Here is an 18,197-nt window from a genome sequence, read left to right as displayed (position 1 = left end):
GCGTCGGAGGTAACAGTTTGTCGACTATCCTCTTGGTTGAAGACAATGAAATGAATCGCGACATGCTGCGCCGGCGATTGGAGAAGCGCGGCTTTAAAGTGCTTACTGCCGAAGACGGCGCGCAGGCGCTGCATACGGCCAAGGGTCACCCCCCGGACCTGATCCTGCTGGATATGAGCCTGCCACTGGTAGATGGCTGGACGGCCGCCGCTGAGCTGAAGGCTGATGAGTCCACGCGCTCCATTCCCGTTATCGCTCTTACTGCGCACGCTATGGACGGTGACCGCCAGAAGGCCATGTCGGCCGGTTGCGACGACTACGACACCAAGCCGGTTGACCTCCAGCGACTGCTAGTCAAGATTGCGGCTCTCTTGGAAAAGGAGAGTGGGCAGTGAGCCTTAAACACCGTTTAGCGCTGTCCTTTGCGCTGCTGTTGGTGCTCGGTTTGGTCAATATCATCGCACACACCTGGGGCAGTTCGATTCGCTCGGATCTGTTCAAAGAGCTGCAGATTGTGATGCGGGATCAGGTCAGTGTGCGTGAGCTGGAGCAGAAGTTAGATGCCATGCACAGGAAAATCCGCGTTATCCAGACGCTGGTTGATGCGGGCAACTCACGTCCGGTCACTGATACAGAGGTTTCCGAGCAGATCAATTCGCTCAATGCCCTGTTGTCCCGCATCGATATGTTGGAGCAGCGGGTGCAGGAGGCTTTCGGCAAAACCCACACGATTGACCAGGCCAAAACGCTGGTCACGTCCTGGGTAGCCTACCTGGAAGGTCTTACCGCCGGTGAGCCGCCCGTGGCGAGCCTGGAAGACACGACGTCCGTTTATCGGTCCGCGATGCAGTCTCTGGTGACTCTGGAGCTGTCGTTGGTGGAGCGAGCCTCCCGCATCAATATGGATTTGAACACAGCGGTGGATACCACCAACCGAATCACGACGCTGGTGTTTCTGGCGACTCTGCTGGCCACCGTCTTATTGGCTTGGCACATCGTCACCTTTACCTCGCGTTCGATTCGCGCCCTGCATCGCGGCACCGAGCAGTGGGGCGGAGGCAACCTTGCTTATCAGGTACCGCCGCTGGAAGGTGAATTAGGACATTTGGCCGAAAGCTTCAACCATATGGCCCGGAACCTGCGAGTGGCGATGAATGAAGTAAAGGCAGCCAGCGCGCGCGCAGATGCGGCGAATCAGGCTAAAAGTAGTTTCCTGGCGAATATGAGTCACGAATTACGCACGCCAATGAATGCAATCATCGGCTACAGCGAAATGCTGATTGAGGAGGCCGGTGACGATCCCGCCATGCCTGTGGGTGATTTTGTACCTGATGTGGAGAAGGTGTTGGCGGCGGGCCAGCATCTTTTGGCCCTGATCAATGATGTACTGGATATCTCCAAAATCGAAAGCGGGAAAATGACCGTGTACCGTGAAGTCACGGACCTGGCACAGTTGCTGTACGAGGTTATTGTGACTGTTCAGCCGATGATCGACAAAAACGGCAACAAACTGTTGTATCAAAATGAGTTGAAAGACTTGCAGACCGTTACTGACGTTACCCGGTTCCGACAGGTTGCGTTGAACCTGTTAAGCAATGCGGCCAAATTTACCCGCAACGGTGATATTACGCTGACGGTGCGCGATGCCAATCACGACGGCAGGGATTATATCGAGGTGTCGGTTCGAGACACTGGTATTGGCATGACGGAAGAGCAGATGGCGCAGGTGTTTGAAGCCTTTATCCAGGCGGACCTCTCGACAACCAAGGAATATGGCGGCACCGGGCTTGGCCTCACCATATCCAAAAAGTTCGCCGAGCTGCTGGGCGGCGGCATTCTGGTAAGCAGCGAAGTGGGGAAAGGCTCCTGCTTTACCCTTCGCCTGCCGCGGATTACCCTCGATCGCAGCACAGATGGGGCGGCGCACAATGGGGGGCGTAGCCCAGAGTCGATTCAGATCCTACTGGTGGATGATAATGAGAGCGCCCGAGAGTTGTGCTACCGGAATCTGAAACAGACGGGTTACAGGGTTGCGTGTGCAGAATCTGGCAGCAGGGCTCTGGAGCTGATTAGCAAAATTGAGCCGGATCTGATTTTGCTCGACGTAATCATGCCGGAAATGGATGGCTGGCAGTTTCTTGAGGCGCTGCGCAATCGCCCCGAGACGGCCGATACGCCGGTGATCATTCAGTCCGTGGTGCATGAGCGGGAAATGGCTGATCTGATGAAGGTGACTGCGTATCTGGTTAAACCGGTAGATCGTGAGGCGTTGGTCCATACCGTAAATAAAGTGCTGGGTGTTGTTGCGGAAGAGGTGGCAGCAGCAGATTGAGATCACCGTTGCCTTCGGCCCCCCTATTGTATTCTCTGCGTCTATTCCAGCGAAAGGGCGCGAAGTTTGGTGACTGTCTGCTCCAGAACCCTATTCTCGCTCTTAACCCTGGTCAGCTCACGCTCGCAGGCGCTGGCTTCGCTGGAAGCCTGTTGGGTGATGTTTAAGCCGACTTCCAGAGCGCGCTTCAGTAGCATAGGCTTAGCATTGTCGCCGTCCTCCAGTTGTGGCAGCAACTTTTCTGCAGCCTGCAGGCTGTCGCGATGACCGTTTTCCAAATGAATCAGAATGGCCAGTGCAAGCGCGTTTTGTTTTTCCTGAGGGGGAGTTATGTCGGCTTCATACTGCTGCTCCAGTACCGCCAATGCCTCTGTGGGATTGCCGGTCAGGTAATACTGGTGCGCCATCTGCATCTGCGGCGTTGGCTCCGGCGGTCGCTGCGGCAGCAGTGCGTCGCAACCCGTGAGTAAAATCGACACGGTGAGCAGTGAGGCGATACCTTTCATCGGTCTGTCCCTTATTTTTTCAAATAGCTGCCGAATCATTCGGCTCTGGCGGCCGGATAGCAGGCAAAAAAAAGGCCCGTTGTCGGGCCTTTTATTATCCGCTATGCGGTGCTATTCGTCGAGAAAGCTGCGCAAGTGATCGGAGCGGGTGGGGTGGCGCAGCTTGCGCAGCGCTTTTGCTTCAATCTGGCGGATGCGCTCGCGAGTGACATCGAACTGTTTGCCGACTTCCTCAAGGGTGTGGTCGGTGTTCATGTCGATGCCGAAGCGCATACGCAGCACTTTAGCTTCGCGTGCCGTCAGGCCGGCCAATACGTCGCGGGTAGATTCGCGAAGGCCTTCGCCGGTGGCTGAGTCGATCGGTGAGGAAATGGTGTTGTCCTCGATAAAATCGCCCAGATGCGAATCTTCGTCGTCGCCGATCGGCGTCTCCATGGAGATTGGCTCTTTGGCGATTTTCAATACCTTGCGCACCTTGTCTTCCGGCATGTCCATGCGCTCGCCCAGTTCTTCAGGCGTGGGTTCGCGACCCATTTCCTGCAGCATCTGGCGAGAGATGCGGTTCAGCTTGTTGATGGTTTCAATCATGTGCACCGGAATACGGATGGTGCGGGCCTGGTCCGCAATAGAGCGGGTAATGGCCTGACGGATCCACCAGGTTGCGTAGGTTGAAAACTTGTAACCGCGGCGATACTCGAATTTGTCGACCGCTTTCATCAGGCCGATGTTGCCTTCCTGGATCAAATCCAGGAACTGCAGGCCACGGTTGGTGTATTTCTTGGCGATGGAGATAACCAGACGCAGGTTGGCTTCTACCATTTCCTTCTTGGCGCGACGGGCGCGCGCTTCGCCAATGGACATGCGCCGATTGATTTCCTTGATATCGGAAATGGTCAGGTCGTAGCCAGCCTCAACCAGAGAAATCTTTTTCTGCAGCTTGATGATGTCATCGCTGATTCTGGTGAGATCGGGGTTGGCTTTCAGGTGCGAGCTCAGCCACTCAATATTGGTTTCGTTGCCCTGAAAGTCGCGGATAAAGACCTTGCGATCCATCTTGCCTTCAACCACACACAGGCGCATCACTTCGCGCTCAAGTACGCGAATGTCATTCAGCGTTGTGCGCACTGACGCGGTCAGCGGCTCAAAAATCTGCGGCGTCAGCTTCAGGTACTTAAAGGACTCGGCCAGCTTGGCGAGTTCTTTGGCGGTCTGCTTGCTGTAGCGGCCGTGCTTGTCGATAGACTTGTTGACCGCATTCAGGTTTTTGCGGATTTCACCGAAGCGGCGCGCGGCTTCTTCGGGGTCGGGGCCATTGTCGCTGCTGTCGTCGTCATCGTCAGTGTTGGCTGCCGCGGCCGCATTGGCGGCTGCGACTTCTGCGGGGGTGGGGACTTCATCGGCCGGGTCGAGATAACCGCTGATAATGTCCGCCAGACGACGCTCTTCCAGAGCGACCCGGTCGTATTCTGTCAGTACGCTGTCGACCGCGCCGGGGAAGTAGGCGAGGGCGGACATGACTTCGCGAATGCCTTCTTCAATACGCTTGGCGATAACAATTTCGCCTTCGCGGGTGAGCAGCTCGACGGTGCCCATTTCGCGCATATACATGCGCACCGGGTCGGTGGTTCGCCCGGCTTCGGATTCAACTGCAGCCAGTGCCGCTGCAGCCTCGGCTGCAGCGATGTCGTCCGGGGAGTCACTGCCGGCCATTAACAGGGTATCGGCGTCCGGAGCGTTCTCGAACACCTGAATACCCATGTCATTGATCATCTGAATGATTTCTTCAACCTGATCAGGATCCGAAATGTCCTCCGGCAGGTGGTCATTCACTTCGGCATAGGTGATGTAGCCCTGTTCTTTGCCTTTGGCAATCAGGTGCTTGAGTCTGGATTGTCGTTGAGAGTTGCTCATTAGTCCTCGGTGCCCGTTATTTCGTACTTGCGCTGCTACTGGCTACTTACGCACTGTCGCGTCATGCAATTTCGTGTCCATGTTCGGGCATTATCGAAACTGCGGCTGCTTGCTGGCTTTTGGCGGCGCGCACACGGCAAATAGCCGCGCATTATACCTGATAGGCGCGGCGGCCCACTAGTGCGAATACTGACTTTCTCTATGGGGCTGGCGACTGGAAGTTCAATCCCCCTGTGCTTTCTGTCGCATCAGGGCGCGCAGGTTTTCCTTGTCTTCCTCGCTTAGGTCAGCGTAGTTGGCATTGCGAAATTTGTCGACTGTGCCCTGAAAGCTGCGCTGGGTGATTTGCCTGCGCAGGTGCTGCAGGCTTTCGAGGAGCGCGGCCTGGGCTTTTTCCGCGTCGTAGCGGGGTTTGTCCAGGCTCAGGGCCAGGGTGAGAACCTCACCTTCGGGTTGTCCCTGCCAGTGGCCGAGGAGCATGGCGGTACTGGATTCCGGGCGTTTGCGCAGCAGTTCCAGCAGGCTGTTCAGGGTGCCCAGATAGGGGTTGTCGGTGACTGGCAGCGCTTCGTCAAACAGCACCGAGGCACTGCCCGGGTGCAGCAATACCAGGCTAATCATGTAAAGCACCGGGTCGCGCTTTGAGCTGGGCAGTGGCGGTGCGCTGACTTTTTGTTTCGGGGGTGGCGGAGCGGGGGCTGGGCCGGCCTCGGGTTTCGGTGCCGGGGAGGTCTGCTCCAGCACGTTCTGCAGCGCTCCGGCGCTCAAACCAGTGCGCTGGGACAGTGCGTCCATCATCAGCGCGCGATAGACGCCGCGCGGCAACAGCTGGATCAGCGGGGCTGCCAGCTTGCTGAGCCGGGCCTTGCCTTCAAGGGAATCGCTGTTCAGCCCGCTGCTGAGGGTGTTGAAAAAATGCTCCTCCAGCGGGGTGGCTTTCAGGATCATCTGTTCAAAGCGGGCAGTGCCGATGGCCCGCACCTGGGTGTCAGGGTCTTCGCCCTCAGGCATAAAGAGAAAGCGCGCCTGGCGCCCGTCTTCCATCAGTGGCAGTACGGTTTCCATGGCGCGGCGGGCGGCTTTGCGGCCGGCCTCGTCACCGTCAAAACAGAACACCACTTCCGGGCAGTAGCGAAAAACCTTGCGCAGGTGGTCTTCACTGGTGGCGGTGCCCAGCGTGGCAACGGCGTAGGGAATGCCGTGTTGGGCCAGAGCGACGACATCCATGTAGCCTTCGACGATGATCAGTCGCTCCAGGTTGCGCACCGCTTTGCGGGCCTGGTAGAGGCCATAGAGTTCGCGCCCCTTGTGGAAAATGTCGGTTTCCGGGGAGTTCAGGTATTTCGGTTTGTCATCGCCGAGAACGCGACCGCCAAAGGCAACAGTTTGACCGCGGTTGTCCAGGATCGGGAACATGATCCGGTCGCGAAAGCGGTCGTAGAGTTTGTTGTCGCCGCTGACCAGCATGCCAGCGTCAATCAGTAGCTGGCGGGATTCTTCATCGTCGCCCAGCGCCTTGAGCAGGTTGTCCCAGCCCGGCGGGGCAAAGCCGATCTGAAAGGCCTTGGCGATTTCGCCGGACAGGCCGCGATTAATCAGGTATTCCCGCGCCCGAATGCTGTTGTCGTGCTGTTTGAGCTGGCGCTGGTAATACTGGGCGGCCTGCTCCATCAGGCTGTGTAGGTCCTTGCGACGGCTGACTTTCTCAGGATTTTCGATCCGTTCGCGCGGAACTTCCAGGCCGGCGACAGTGGCGAGACTTTCGATGGCCAGCGGGAAATCCAGGCGCTCGTACTCCATCAGGAAACCGATGGCGTTGCCGCCGGCGCCACAGCCAAAGCAGTAATAGAACTGTTTGTCCGGGTTGACGCTGAAGGAGGGGGTTTTCTCTTCGTGGAAGGGGCAGCGGGCGGTGTAGTTTTGCCCTGTTTTTTTCAGGGGGACCCGGCGATCAACGACCTCGACAATGTCGACGCGCGACAGCAGTTCGTCAATGAAATGTTGTGGGATCAGGCCCTTCATGGTGCATGCAGACGAGTGATAACAAGGCTGCAGAGAATAGCACGATTACTGCAGTCGGGCTTTAACTCGCTGGCTGACCTGGCCAACATCGGCCCGGCCCTGAATCTGGGGTTTGACGATTGCCATCACCTGGCCCATGGCCTTGATGGAATCGGCGCCGCTGTCGGCGATGGCGGCATCGATCAGTGCATCGATCTCTGCTTCGCTCAGGGGTTGTGGCAGAAAGGTCTGGATCACCTCGATCTCGGCCTGCTCTTTGGCGGCCAGCTCGAGACGACCCGCGTCGGTAAACTGCTTAATGGAGTCGCGACGCTGCTTCACCATTTTATCAAGCACAGCAAGGCCGCGAGCGTCATCTACTTCGATGCGCTCATCAACCTCAATACGCTTAAACTCGGCGAGAATCAGGCGGATGGCAGCCAGACGTTCCTTTTCCCTGGCTTTCATGGCGGCCTTCATGGCCTCCGTCAGCTCAGCTTTTAGCGTGGAGTCTGCCATCGCGGGGGAGTAGCTTAGTACAGACGCTGCTGTTTCTTCATTTCGCGTGACACCTTCTTGGCGTGACGCTTAACAGCAGCCGCAGCTTTGCGCTTGCGAACAGAGGTCGGCTTCTCGTAAAACTCACGACGACGGACTTCTGCCAGGACGCCAGCTTTTTCGCAAGAGCGCTTGAAGCGGCGCAGTGCGATATCAAATGGCTCGTTTTCTTTGACTTTAACAAAAGGCATTCACGGTACCTGTTTCTGGATCAATACGTGTTCAGTGCCCGCCTGCAACAAGGCGAGCTTCCAAGGGCGACGAATTCTAAACGCACAGAACCCAAAAAGCAAAGCAAAAACTGGGTGTTGGCTGGTTCTCAGGGCCTTGAGCCAGTAAGATGCGCGCATTCCATGGCCGCAAGGCCGACAAAGCGGAGACCAGTGTGGCAGCAAGGCAGGTAGTGGGGCGAGTCCTGGGTATCGAAACCTCCTGTGACGAGACCGGGGTGGCAGTGTATGACGCCGACCGGGGCTTGCTTGCGCACCGGCTCTACTCGCAGATCGCACTGCATGAATCCTTTGGTGGCGTAGTGCCGGAGCTGGCCTCACGCGACCACATCCGCAAACTCTCACCACTGGTGAAAGAGGTGTTGGCGGCGGCGGGCAGTTTACCCAAAAACATCGACGCCGTGGCCTATACCCAGGGGCCGGGTCTGGTGGGCGCTTTGATGGTCGGAGCCTGTTTTGGTCGCGCGCTGGCCTATGGCTGGGGGGTTCCTGCTCTGGGTGTGCATCATATGGAAGGGCATTTGTTGGCTCCGATGCTTGAGACCGATCGCCCTGAATTCCCCTTTATCGCCCTGCTGGTGTCCGGTGGCCACACCCAGCTGGTGCGGGTAGACGGGGTGGGGCAGTACAAAATGCTGGGCGAGTCCCTCGACGACGCCGCCGGCGAGGCCTTTGACAAGGCCGCCAAAATGCTGGAGCTGGGTTACCCCGGCGGACCAAAGCTGGCGGCACTGGCAGCCCAGGGGCGGCGCGATCGCTTTGATTTTCCGAGGCCGATGGTCAATCGGCCGGGGCTGGACTTCAGCTTCAGCGGCTTGAAAACCTATACCCTCAATACCGTGGCAGCCTGCCGCGAAGCCGGTGAGCTGAGCGATCAGGACAAGGCCGACATTGCCGTCGCCTTTCAGGATGCGGTGGTCAGCACGCTGGTTATCAAGTGTCGCCGGGCGCTGCAGCAGGAAGGGCTGACGCGTCTGGTCATCGCTGGCGGCGTGAGTGCCAATACCCAGTTGCGTGAGGCTCTGGCGGCCGAAATGCAAAAGCTGCGCGGCCGGGTGTACTACCCGCGCCCGGAGTTCTGCACTGACAACGGCGCGATGATCGCCTATGCCGGTTTTTGCCGCCTGCAGGCGGGCATTCAGGACGATCTAGGCATCCGGGTGCGGCCGCGCTGGCCGATGACCGAGCTGGAGGGTGTGGCCTGAATATGGACAAAATTCTGATTCGCGGCCTGAAAATTCGCGCCATTGTCGGCATTCTGCCCTGGGAACGGAAAATCCCGCAGACCCTGCTGCTGGATGTGGACCTGACGACGGATATCCGGGCGGCTGCGGCCAGCGAAGATATCAGCAAAACCGTCGATTACAGTGCGGTGGCCGAGCGCTTGACCGTCTTTATTCAGGAAAGCCGGTTTCAGCTTATCGAAACGCTGGCTGAGCGCTGCGCAGGCCTGATTCTCGAAGAATTCGGGGTGCCGGAAGTGAGGTTGCTGGTGAGCAAACCGGAAGCCGTGCCCGCTACCGACACGGTCTGTATTGAGATTAGCCGGTCCCGCAATGCCTGAGGTTTTTATCGGTATTGGCAGCAATGTCGATCGCGACGTGAATGTTGCTCGCGGTCTTGCTGCACTGGAAGCGCATTTTGGTTCCCTGCGTCTGTCGCCGGTCTACCTGAGCGAAGCGGTGGGTTTTGCAGGAGACGATTTTCTGAATCTGGTGGCTGCATTCCACACAGAGTTGACGGTTGCCGAGCTGAGTGTTGCCCTGAGAAATATCGAACGGGATCACGGCCGTCTGGATAATGCGCCGAAATTCAGCGCCCGGGCGCTGGATCTGGACATTCTGCTCTATGGTGATGCCTGCGGCGTGATCGACGGTGTGCAGCTGCCCCGGGCCGAAGTGCTTTACAACGCCTTTGTACTGAAGCCGTTGTCTGATCTGGCGCCGCAGGGGCGACATCCAGGAGAGGGGCGAACCTTTCTGGCGTTGTGGCAAGAGCTGTCAGCCGAAACCCGACAGCGCCTGGAGCCTTATGACTTTAGCGCTACTGAGACAGGGTCCGACCACCGTCCACCGCAATAATCTGCCCCGTTATATAGGGCGCGTCGCACACCAGAAAGGCGATGGTGGAGGCGATATCCCGCGGCTCGCCAATACGGCGCAGCGCTACCTTTTGCTCAATATTTCGTTTTTCCTGTTGGGCGAAAGCCGAATCTTCGCTGGGCATCAGTATCGCGCCGGGGGCAACGCCGTTGACGCGTACCTCGGGCGCCAGCTCTAGGGCCAGTGACTGGGTCAGCATGGCGACGCCGGCCTTGGCGCAGCAGTAGGCGGTGTGCTCGGCCAGTGGGCGCTGGGCGTAAATATCCACCAGGTTGACGATACAGCCCTCGCGGGCTTTCAACTCAGGCGCCAGGGCTTGGGACAGAAACAAGGGCGCGCGCAGGTTGCTGGCCAAAAGCGTGTCGAAATCCGCTTCGGTGATCGAGCCGATAGGGCCGGCGTGAAAATCCGAGGCGTTGTTGACTAGCGCATCAATGCGGCCAAACTCCGCTTTTGCGCTGTCAGCCAGCTGCTCGGCAGCGCCGCTTTGGGCAAAATCCGCCGCCAGCGTGGCGGCTGAATTGGCGCGCTCGCGGTTCAGTTTGGCGGCCAGGGCATCTGCGGCGTCACGAGAGCGGCGGTAGTGAATGATTACCCGGTAGCCTCGCTGATGCAGGGTCTCGGCAATCTGCCCGCCAATGCGCTGGGCGCCACCGGTTATCAAAGCCACGGGGGAGTCGTTCATGGTGCTGTCTCTTTTAAGGAGTCACTGACGGCTTGCAGCCGCGCTTCGCGCAAGGCCTCGCCCAGCGCCTTGCCACTGAAACCCTGCGCAATAAGCGCATCGCTGGTAACGGCGCGCATGGCGTCTGCGGCGTTAAGGAGATGCTGGTAGTCGCCACCGGTGCGCACACTTTCCAGCGCACAAAGTTGTTCGATCAGCTCCGGGCGGCGCAGCGTGTCGGCCTGCTCGAGCAGCTGAAGTGTGTCTTCGGCGTTACCGGTATCGGCTTGCGGCAGGGGCAACACGCGGCGGTAAAGCTGGGCCAGATGCGAGGGCGCTTTGGGGGCATTCAGTTGCGTACAGAGTTTTTTAACCGAGTCAGCAGCTAATGCGCTGGTGGCCAGTGCAAAGCGGCAATCGACGTTGAGCTCTGTGCTCTTGGCGAGCAACGCCAGCAGCTTTTCGCCGGTGTGCTCCGCCCATTCCGGGAACAGGGCGGGCAGGGCGTCGCAGGCTTGCAGAGTGGACAGCATGATCTGCGGCGACTGCTCGCTCAGCCCTTTCTGCAGCTCCTGCCAGACGCGCTCTTTGGCCAGTGTGCCTAGCTCGCCGCTATGACTTAGCTGTCGCATCAGTTCAAGGGTTTCATCGGCCACCCTGAAACCGAGGTAGTGGTAGCGGGCGGCAAAGCGCGCGGTGCGCAGTACGCGCAGGGGGTCTTCCGCAAAGGCCGGGGATACGTGGCGCAGCAGCCGGGCCTCGAGATCGTGCCGGCCGCCGTAGGGATCGATGATCTCGCCGTCTTCGGTCATGGCCATGGCGTTGACAGTCAGATCGCGGCGCTGCAGGTCTTCCTCAAGGGTGACATCCGGGTGGGCGTCGATGTCGAAGCCGTGATAACCGCGGCCGCGCTTGCGTTCGGTGCGCGCCAGGGCATATTCCTCGCGGGTGACCGGGTGCAGAAAGACCGGGAAGTCTTTGCCCACCTGGCTAAAACCTGCGTCGAGCATGGCCTGTGGGGTGCTGCCCACCACCACCCAATCCACTTCGGATACCGGGCGGCCTAAAAGCGTATCGCGAACGGCGCCACCGACTTTGAAGCACTGTGCATCGGTGCCGATAGTCATGGGGCAGGCTCGCAGTCACAGCGGTGAAACTCCCGCGTATCCATATTGAACAGGGTCATATGCCGGCCCCACACGCAGCCGGTATCCAGGGGGATATAGGCGGGATCATCGAGCTGCCCTTCAAGCGCCGCCCAGTGGCCGAACAGTTGGGTTTCCCGGCGCGGGGTTTGCGGCGGCCAGCTGAACCACGGTGCAAAGCCCTCAGGCGCATCTTCCACCCGGCCTTTGAATCGCAGGTCCAGTTCGCCATCGGCGCGACAGATACGCATGCGGGTAAAGATATTGGTGATGGCGCGCAGGCGGTCGAAATCTTTCAGTGAATCATCCCAGCGCGCCGGTTCGTTGCCATACATGGTCGTCAAAAAGTCATCGATCCGGCTTTCGTCACGCAACACGGCTTCCAGCTCGGCGCTGCGGGCCAGAGCGGCTTCAGTCGACCACTGGGAGGGAACGCCGGCGTGACTCATCACATAGTCGCCGGCCTCACTGCGAACACAGAGCGGCAGCTCCCGAAACCACGCCATATAGGCCGGCAGCTGGGTTGAACTCAGCAGGGGTTCGAGACTGGGGTGGTGGCCCTGAGTGGTTGCACCGCGGGCCAGTGCCAGCGTGTGCAGGTCGTGGTTCCCCAGCACCACGGTGAGGGCGTGGCGCATGGGGTAGAGGTAGTCCAGTACTTCCAGCGAGTGGGGGCCGCGATTGACCAGATCACCCACCAGCCAGAGCTGATCCACCGATGGGTTGAAATCAACCTCTCGCAGCAGACATTGCAAGGGTTTCAAGCAGCCCTGCAGGTCTCCGACGGCGTAGCGGGTCACCGTTGCGACCTAGTGCAGGGCGGACGGTTCAACCAGCGAAAAGGTCTCTATGGGCGCGATAAACGGGCGGCCGGATTCGCTGATCATTTCGTAGCTGCCTTCCATGGTGCCGACAGCGGTTTCGATAATGGTTCCAGAGGTGTAGCTGAAGCTTTTCCCCGGTTCGATCAGGGGTTGCTTGCCAACAACGCCCTCGCCGCGCACTTCGGAGATACGGTTGCGGCCGTTGGTGATGATCCAGTGACGGTTCAGCAGGCGCACGGCTTCCTGGCCGCTGTTGGTGATGGTGATGGTGTAGGCAAAGGCGAAGCGGTCTTGGTCGGGCGCGGACTCGTCTGCCAGGTATTGGGTGGCCACCTGAATATCCACGTGATCGTGCTCGTTAGCCGTATGCGTCATAGTTCCTCTTTTTACAGGCCCCGCAGTCTGGCTTCAGTCTGCCGGGCAAAGTTGATTCGATAAGTTTACAAAGTCTGTCAGCGCCAGAGTTTCCGGGCGGGCGCCCGGGTTAATGCCGGCGGCTTCGATCTGCTCTGCATTGGCGACAGCTTTCAAAGCGTTACGCAGGGTTTTGCGGCGCTGGTTAAAGGCGTCGCGTACCAGTACCTGCAAGTGCTCCGCGCTGTGAGCCGGGCAGGGCAGTGGGTCGAATGGCGTCAATCTTACCACGGCTGAGGTCACTTTGGGGCGCGGCGAGAAGGCTTCGGGGGGCACTTCAAACAGCGATTCCACCTGACAGTAATACTGGGTCATCACGCTGAGACGGCCGTAGGCCTTGGTGTTTGGCTTCGCCGCGAGGCGATCGACCACCTCTTTCTGGAGCATGAAGTGCATATCTTTAATGCGCTGGTGCTGGGCCAGCAGATGAAAAATCAGCGGCGTAGAAATGTTGTAGGGGAGGTTGCCGACCACGCGCAGCTTTTGCTCGGGGTAGAGTCTGGCGAAGTCGGTTTTCAGGGCATCCCCCTGAAACAGGGTGATCTGGGGCTGATCGCTGAACTTGCGCTGCAGAATGGGTATCAGGTCGCGATCCAGCTCAACCAGTGTCAGCGGTGCGCCGCTGGCGACTAGCTGCTCCGTCAGTGCACCCTGGCCCGGACCGATTTCCACCAGCGCATCGCTGGTGCGCGGAGAGATAGCCCGACCAATGCGGTCGATGATGTTCGGATCGTGCAGGAAGTTCTGACCAAAACGCTTGCGGGCGCGGTGTTCGTTGCTCATGAGCTAGCCTGTGCCATAACAATGGCCTGATTGAGGGCTTCTTCCAGACTGCCGGTATCGGCACCGCCGGTTCCGGCCAGATCCAGCGCGGTACCGTGGTCAACGCTGGTGCGAATGATGGGCAGCCCGAGCGTGATATTCACGGCGCGACCAAAACCCTGATATTTCAGTACCGGCAGGCCTTGATCGTGGTACATCGCCAGCACCGCATCCGCTTTACCGAGATGCTTGGGGGTGAAAGCGGTATCGGCGGGCAATGGCTCGCTAAGTTTGAGCCCTTCCGCGCGCAAGGCGTCCAGAGTTGGGATAATGACATCCAGCTCTTCTCGGCCCAGATGGCCGCCTTCCCCTGCGTGGGGGTTGAGCCCCAACACTAGAATGCGGGGTTGCGCAATGCCGAACTGCTGCTGAAGGCTTTGGTGAGTAATGCGCAGCACCTGCCTCAGACTCTCGGCGGTGATGGCATCAGGTACCTGTCGCAGTGGCAGGTGGGTGGTCGCCAGCGCCACTCGCAGTTCACGGGTCGCCAGCATCATCACCACTTTTTCGACACCACAGCGCTCTGCTAGGAATTCGGTGTGACCGCTAAAGGCAATGCCCGCGTCGTTGATCACCGATTTCTGCACCGGCGCAGTGACCAGCGCCTGACAGTGGCCGGCCAGGCAGGCATCGGTCGCGGCTTTCAGGGTGTTCAGCACGTAGTGGGCGTTGTCGGTATTGAGTTGGCCAGCAGTGACCGGGCTAGCCAGTGTTACCGGCAGTACCTTCAGCGAGCCCGCGCGATGGGCTTGCTGCGAAGCGCTGAAATCAGCTTCGGTCAGGTTGATTGCAAGGCCAAGCGCCGCCGCGCGAGCTTGTAACAGCTCAGGGTCACAAACCGCCACCAGCTCGGCGGGCCAGTCGCGCTGGGCCAGCGCCAGCAAAATGTCCGGCCCGATCCCGGCGGGCTCTCCGGGGGTAATCGCGAGTCGCGCGATGTTCATAGGGTCTTACTTGATATCGACGTAGGCTTCGTCGCGAATCTTGCGCAGCCAGATATCCAGCTCTTCGCCGAATTTGCGCTCGTGCAGGATATTGCGGGCCATATTGCGGCGAAGATCCATGGTCACGTCCTGCATGCGGCGGTCTTCTACTTTAACAATGTGCCAGCCATAGCGAGATTTAAAGGGCTCGCTGATCTTGCCGATGGGCGTGGCTTCCATGGCATCCTGAAATTCCGGTACCAGTTGTCCCGGATTGCTCCAGCCGAGATCGCCCCCTTCCTGGGCCGAGCCGATATCTTCGGAGAAGGCCTTAGCCAGTTCGTGAAAGGACTCGCCACTCTGGGCGCGCTTGCGCAGATCTGCCGCCAGTTTGCGCGTGGCTTCTTCGTCGCGAATCGCTGAGGGCTTGAGCAGGATGTGACGGGCGCGGGTCTGGGCAATCACTTCATTATGGCCGCGGCTTTCCAGCAGGCGAACCACGTGGAAACCGCTGGCACTTTCCAGCGGCGCCAGCACTTCACCGTCCTGCACAAGACTGGCTTGGTCGGCAAACAGGCTGGGAAGATCCGGTTGCTTGCGCCAGCCCAGATCGGTGGCGCGCACGTTGTCGGCTTTCAGCAGGGCGTCAATTTCTTTCTGTTTGCCACCCTGCAGGGCGCTGTAAATCTTGTCTGCCTGCTGACGCGCCTGGGCTTTCTGGGCACTGCTGGCATCGCTCGGTACCGCCACTAGAATGTGGGCAAAATGGTATTCAGGCGCGGTGCGCTTGCGACCTTCTTCCGATTCCAGGTAGTTGGCAATTTCCTGGTCGGTGATCTGGATGCGCTGATTGACGTTGCCGCGTTGCACCTGCTGCAACACCATTTCCCGACGAATCTGCTCGCGGGCGGCGGTATAGGAGGTGCCGGAGGCATTCAGGGCTTCGCGAAACTGCTCCAGCGACATGTTGTTCTGGGCGGCAATGCGCGCCATGGCAGCGCTGAGCTGTTCATCGCTGATGCGCAGGCCCACGCGCTCGGCCATCTGCATCTGGATGTTCTCCAGAATCATCATGTCCATGACTTCCCGGCGAATACGCTCTTCGGAAATGTCCTGGCCTGATTGGGCGATATTGGCCCGCACCTGCTGCATGCGGGCATCGAGTTCGCTGCGCAGAATGACGTTGTCATCCACGATGGCGACAATTTCGTCCAGAATCTGCACATCTGCAAGAGCAGACAGCGGGAGGGTGGCCAGGGTCAGCAGGCCAATCATGCGCTTGAAAAACTGTTTATTCATCGCGGTAACCAAAAATACTCTCTTCCAGGACGCCGTTTAGTTTGTCGCCAAGTCCGCCGAGACCTTTGAGCTGGAATTCCAGCAGAATGGCTTCGTCGTGTTCAAGGTCGTTAGACAAGGTTTCGTCGTCGGGTTCCAGGGCACGCTGATAAAGCGTACGCACCGTCCAGCAGCAGCTCTCGTAAGCTATGCCAAACAGGGCTTCCAGTGATCTGTCCATTTCCAGGTCGTAATGCCAGCGGCCAAAGAGCTGCCATTGGCGGCCGACGGGCATGCTGAATGACGCATCCAGTTGTTGCAACTCCTGGCGATCGTCGCTGTCGACCACGGTCAGGCGGCGCTGACTGTAGCCGAAATTGTACAGGGTCTGCCGGCCGTCGCGATAGTGCCAGCCCAGATGACTCTGGTTGACCCGGCCGTCATCACGATCCAACACCAGGTCGGCTTCGAGCCAGTGATTATCGGCGGTGCGCCAGCGCAGGGTGGTGGCCACATCGGAATATTTCTCCTCGCGCTGTTCCTGCGAGCCGTCGGCGGCCGCGGTGGCGTTACCCGGGTGGCGATAGCTGGTGGTGCCGGGGATGGCAATGCTGCTGTCGAGGAGGTTGGGGTCGGTGGTCAGAGTACCGGCGACTACCGTATCGGGCAGGCTGACCCTGCGGTCTTCAAAATAAAACGCCTGGCCGATGCCCAGGGCAAGTACTTCCTCACCGGTGAGCTTGTCAAAAAAGCGGCTGCGCAGGCCGAAAGACAGGTGTTTGGCATCGTCTACCCGGTCGTAGCCGGTGTATCGTGAGTCGCGAAACAGCTGGTTGTAGTCGAAGGTGCGCAGGCTGGTATCGAAAATCGGCTGGTCATCCTGGCCGGCTTCGAAATCGCTGTAGAGGTAGAACAGGCGGGGCTCGAGGGTCTGTCGCCAGTCGCCGCTGTTGCGCTCAAATACCAGCTGGGTATCGATACTGCCCTGAGCGGCTGTGACTTCCGGGTTCTCGTTAATGACACCGTCATCAAGCTGATACTTCAAATGGCGGGCCTTGGCGGTCGCAATAATATGACCGGCGCGACCGATAAAAGGCAGCCGCGCACCGGCTTCGGTGTAGGTGCGCTGGCCAGTGATAAACAGGCCGCCATTGTCGAGGTTGTCGTTGTGGTCAAACACGGTGATGTCGGCCCGAAAAAGCGGCTGTGGGCGCAGGTTGCGAACCACCGGCAGGTATTCCAGCGACCACTGGGGCAGTTTGCGGTAGGTGTCATCCAGATTGGCCAGCGCCTGATACTGCTGGACATTGAGCTGGGAGCGCCAGCGCTCACTTTGATAATCGATACGGGCGCGCTGATCCAGGTAGGTGGTGCGGCGAACGTTTAGCGAGGCCACGCTCAGGTCGGAAAAATAGTCGTCGTCGCTGACCCGGGTGTAGTCGACCTCGGTGCTCCAGCTTTTGCCGATGGAGCCTTGTTCGGTGACGCCGATCAGCCAGCGATCGCGGTCGGCTTCACGGTCATTGTTGAGGTAGGCGGTGGACAGCTGCCACTCGCTCCAGGTGTTCAGGTAGCGCGCTTCGGCTTCCAGCATGTCGCCGCGGGCTTCCAGAAAGCGTGGTGTCAGACTCAAATCATAATTTGGCGCGAGGTTGAGATAATAAGGCACCGAAATGTCCAGCCCGCCGTCGGTACTGGCAAAGCCGGGCCAGAGCAGGCCGGTGGCGCGACGGTCATCGACCGGAAAATCGAGCCAGGGGCTGTAGAATACGGGCACGCCTTTTATTTTCAGGCTGGTATCGCGGGCGACGCCGCGGCCGCTTTGAAAATCCAGGTGAATATCTTCAGCGTGCAAGGCCCAGGCTTCAGAATCCGGCGGGCACTGGGTGTACTCGGCGCCCAGCAGGTTCAGGGTTTGCGGGGTTGGGCGTTCAATCAGCTCCGCGCTTGCGCGCACACCGGACTTAAACGCGACAAAACGCGCCTGTTCAATGCGCCCGGTGCTGTCGGCACCGCTTAATATTGCGCTTTCACCCTGCAGCATCATGTCCGGCAGGACAATCCTGACGCCGCCGTTGAGGGCAAAGATTTGGCTGTCCCGGTCAAACTCGGCGCTGCCGGCGTTCAGCCCCAGCGGACCTTTGTAAACCACCACCTCGCCGCTCAGTGCAACGGCGCTGCCCTGCATGCTGGAACGGTCGGCGCTGGCATGCAGCGGTGCCTTGCTCAGGGGCAAGTCGGCGCCGGGCCAAGAGCGCGTCGGGGCCAGATAGCGACCGTCGCAACCGGTTGCCAGAGAGCATTGGCCGAAACTGGCCACTTCTTCCGCCGTAAACCAGTACCACGGGCGATGCGATTCTGCCGGTGCGGTACAGGCGGATTGAGCCTGCACCGCTGTCGGAATCAGCAGTGAAGACAGTAGCGTCAGTGTGCGCAGTGTTGGAAGCTTCAAGAGGATCGTTGTTATCAGTCTGGTTAAATGCAGGT

At 59.2% G+C, this 18,197-nt stretch carries 18 protein-coding genes; 5 read left to right on the top strand and 13 right to left on the bottom strand.

All coding sequences use genetic code 11. The features are described from left to right. The first annotated feature begins 17 nt into the window (after nt 1-17). Complete coding sequence (locus ABY734_RS15125) at nt 18-395, top strand: response regulator (protein WP_372780158.1); 378 nt, start codon at nt 18-20, stop codon at nt 393-395. Next, nucleotides 392-2,332, top strand: coding sequence for an ATP-binding protein (locus ABY734_RS15120; RefSeq protein ID WP_372780157.1), 1,941 nt, complete (start codon nt 392-394; stop codon nt 2,330-2,332). The genes ABY734_RS15125 and ABY734_RS15120 overlap by 4 nt, the downstream gene beginning before the upstream one ends. A gap of 41 nt (nt 2,333-2,373) precedes the next feature. Here the strand turns inward: ABY734_RS15120 and ABY734_RS15115 are convergent, their stop codons facing one another. From ABY734_RS15115 to rpsU, 5 genes are all read right to left on the bottom strand, one after another. Beyond that, a complete protein-coding gene (locus tag ABY734_RS15115) occupies nt 2,374-2,838 on the bottom strand; it encodes a hypothetical protein (RefSeq protein ID WP_372780156.1) in 465 nt (154 codons plus the stop codon). Nucleotides 2,839-2,949: 111 nt separating this feature from the next. Next, entirely contained in the window at nt 2,950-4,749 is a 1,800-nt protein-coding gene (rpoD, locus tag ABY734_RS15110) for an RNA polymerase sigma factor RpoD (protein ID WP_372780155.1), read from the bottom strand. Nucleotides 4,750-4,971: 222 nt separating this feature from the next. Further along, nucleotides 4,972-6,771 (bottom strand): DNA primase, encoded by a 1,800-nt coding sequence (dnaG, locus tag ABY734_RS15105; RefSeq protein ID WP_372780154.1) that lies wholly within the window; start codon nt 6,769-6,771, stop codon nt 4,972-4,974. Between the two features lie 45 nt (nt 6,772-6,816). Next, a complete protein-coding gene (locus ABY734_RS15100; RefSeq protein ID WP_372780153.1) occupies nt 6,817-7,269 on the bottom strand; it encodes a GatB/YqeY domain-containing protein in 453 nt (150 codons plus the stop codon). A 14-nt stretch (nt 7,270-7,283) separates the two neighbouring features. Next, nucleotides 7,284-7,499, bottom strand: a complete 216-nt coding sequence (gene rpsU / locus ABY734_RS15095; RefSeq protein WP_372749014.1) for a 30S ribosomal protein S21 — start codon at nt 7,497-7,499, stop codon at nt 7,284-7,286. Nucleotides 7,500-7,648: 149 nt separating this feature from the next. On the opposite strand from rpsU, the gene tsaD reads away from it, so the two are divergent. The 3 genes from tsaD to folK are packed head-to-tail and all read left to right on the top strand — an operon-like array spanning nt 7,649 to nt 9,619. Continuing rightward, complete coding sequence (gene tsaD / locus ABY734_RS15090; protein ID WP_372780152.1) at nt 7,649-8,743, top strand: tRNA (adenosine(37)-N6)-threonylcarbamoyltransferase complex transferase subunit TsaD; 1,095 nt, start codon at nt 7,649-7,651, stop codon at nt 8,741-8,743. Nucleotides 8,744-8,745: 2 nt separating this feature from the next. Beyond that, entirely contained in the window at nt 8,746-9,102 is a 357-nt protein-coding gene (gene folB / locus ABY734_RS15085) for a dihydroneopterin aldolase (protein WP_372780151.1), read from the top strand. Further along, on the top strand, nt 9,095-9,619 hold the full coding sequence (gene folK / locus ABY734_RS15080) for a 2-amino-4-hydroxy-6-hydroxymethyldihydropteridine diphosphokinase (protein ID WP_372780150.1): 525 nt from the start codon (nt 9,095-9,097) through the stop codon (nt 9,617-9,619). The genes folB and folK overlap by 8 nt, the downstream gene beginning before the upstream one ends. Here folK and ABY734_RS15075 read toward each other — a convergent pair. Genes ABY734_RS15075 through ABY734_RS15040 form a run of 8 tightly spaced genes read right to left on the bottom strand, consistent with a single transcriptional unit; the run spans nt 9,582 to nt 18,162 of the window. Continuing rightward, nucleotides 9,582-10,325, bottom strand: a complete 744-nt coding sequence (locus ABY734_RS15075) for a pteridine reductase (protein ID WP_372780149.1) — start codon at nt 10,323-10,325, stop codon at nt 9,582-9,584. The genes folK and ABY734_RS15075 overlap by 38 nt on opposite strands. Further along, nucleotides 10,322-11,431 carry a hypothetical protein gene (locus ABY734_RS15070; protein ID WP_372780148.1) on the bottom strand — a complete coding sequence of 370 codons (1,110 nt, stop codon included), beginning with the start codon at nt 11,429-11,431 and terminating at the stop codon, nt 10,322-10,324. The genes ABY734_RS15075 and ABY734_RS15070 overlap by 4 nt, the downstream gene beginning before the upstream one ends. Further along, nucleotides 11,428-12,249, bottom strand: coding sequence for a symmetrical bis(5'-nucleosyl)-tetraphosphatase (locus tag ABY734_RS15065; RefSeq protein WP_372780147.1), 822 nt, complete (start codon nt 12,247-12,249; stop codon nt 11,428-11,430). The genes ABY734_RS15070 and ABY734_RS15065 overlap by 4 nt, the downstream gene beginning before the upstream one ends. A 9-nt stretch (nt 12,250-12,258) precedes the next feature. After that, nucleotides 12,259-12,648, bottom strand: a complete 390-nt coding sequence (gene apaG, locus ABY734_RS15060; protein WP_372780146.1) for a Co2+/Mg2+ efflux protein ApaG — start codon at nt 12,646-12,648, stop codon at nt 12,259-12,261. Between the two features lie 33 nt (nt 12,649-12,681). Beyond that, a complete protein-coding gene (rsmA, locus tag ABY734_RS15055) occupies nt 12,682-13,470 on the bottom strand; it encodes a 16S rRNA (adenine(1518)-N(6)/adenine(1519)-N(6))-dimethyltransferase RsmA (RefSeq protein ID WP_372780145.1) in 789 nt (262 codons plus the stop codon). Beyond that, nucleotides 13,467-14,453, bottom strand: a complete 987-nt coding sequence (gene pdxA, locus ABY734_RS15050; protein WP_372780144.1) for a 4-hydroxythreonine-4-phosphate dehydrogenase PdxA — start codon at nt 14,451-14,453, stop codon at nt 13,467-13,469. The genes rsmA and pdxA overlap by 4 nt, the downstream gene beginning before the upstream one ends. A gap of 6 nt (nt 14,454-14,459) precedes the next feature. Next, entirely contained in the window at nt 14,460-15,731 is a 1,272-nt protein-coding gene (locus ABY734_RS15045) for a peptidylprolyl isomerase (protein ID WP_372780143.1), read from the bottom strand. After that, nucleotides 15,724-18,162, bottom strand: a complete 2,439-nt coding sequence (locus tag ABY734_RS15040) for an LPS-assembly protein LptD (RefSeq protein WP_372780142.1) — start codon at nt 18,160-18,162, stop codon at nt 15,724-15,726. Before ABY734_RS15040 ends, ABY734_RS15045 begins: the two co-directional genes overlap by 8 nt. Nucleotides 18,163-18,197 lie beyond the last annotated feature (35 nt).

It is taken from the genome of Litorivivens sp. (genome assembly GCF_041624475.1).
Lineage (GTDB): Bacteria > Pseudomonadota > Gammaproteobacteria > Pseudomonadales > Spongiibacteraceae > Litorivivens.
This window is presented reverse-complemented; position numbering and strand designations above follow the sequence as displayed.